Origin of the sequence: Streptomyces sp. NPDC101166, assembly GCF_044768125.1 — a bacterium.
In the GTDB taxonomy this organism is placed as follows: Bacteria; Actinomycetota; Actinomycetes; order Streptomycetales; family Streptomycetaceae; genus Streptomyces.
Genome location: NZ_JBIWPF010000392.1, coordinates 1 through 1017, shown reverse-complemented (window position 1 = coordinate 1017; position 1017 = coordinate 1). Strand labels below are relative to the sequence as shown.

Below are 1017 nucleotides of genomic sequence, written 5' to 3'. Positions count from 1 at the left end.
GTCCTCACCACGCAGGGCCTGAGCGAGGACGAGGCGCGCGAGGTCCGCAGCCGGATCATGCACGAGGGCCGGGTCGCGGCCAAACTGTCGCACGAGCACGCCATCGCCGTCTACGACGTGGTGCTCGAGGCCGGTGAACCCTGGCTGGTCATGGAGTACCTGCCCTCGCGCAGTGTCGCCAAAGCCCTTGCGCTGGTGGATCAGTTGTCCCCGATCGAGGTGGCGCAGATCGGCGCGCAGGTGGCCGACGCGCTCGCCACCGCGCACGCCGCGGGCATCGTGCACCGCGACATCAAGCCCGGCAACATCCTGGTCGCCGACCGCGGCGACGAGGTCGGCATGGTCAAGCTCTCCGACTTCGGCATCTCCAGCGGCGCCAACGACACCAGCGAGGAGATCAGCGACGTCATCACCGGCACCCCCGCCTATCTGCCGCCGGAGGTCGCCCGCGGGGCCCGCCCCACCACCGCCAGCGACGTATTCTCGCTCGGCGCAACGCTGTACACCGCCATCGAGGGTCAGCCGCCCTACGGTTTCGACGAGGACAGCAATGTCATCGTGGAGCGCGCCGCCATGGCCCAGATCGCCCCGCCCGCCCGCAGCGGCCCGCTCACCGAGGTCCTGCTGCACATGATGGAGCCCGCCCCGCAGCGCCGCCCCACCATGACCGAGGCCCGCAACGAGATCCTCACCGCCGCTTTCGGTCCCGGCACCGCGCCCTACATCCTGAACGCTCCGGTCCGCACCGAGGACGGGACGATTCCGGCGTGGGCGGCCCGCAATTCCGCGGCCGGACTGCGCAGCCCCAACTCCAGCCCGCTACCGCGCCCGCAGCGCACCACCCCCGCGGCCCCGGTCGCGGCGCAGCCCAAGCCGAAGGGCTTCGAGTTCGATTTCAGCAAGCTGGGCCCGAACGCGGGCCCGCTGGCGGTGGCGATCGGCCTGCTCATCGGCCTGCTGATCATCATCGTCATCCTGGTTGCGCTGTAAGCGCTTCCGATCGACGCCCTCAGTCGA

The 1017-nt window shown here is 70.7% G+C and carries 1 protein-coding gene; it reads left to right on the top strand.

Annotation, left to right across the window (positions count from 1 at the left end; translation table 11 throughout):
* Positions 1–990 (top strand): serine/threonine-protein kinase (locus tag ACIRS4_RS39355; RefSeq protein WP_404205252.1); only part of this gene is annotated, 990 nt, incomplete at its 5' end.
* Positions 991–1017 lie beyond the last annotated feature (27 nt).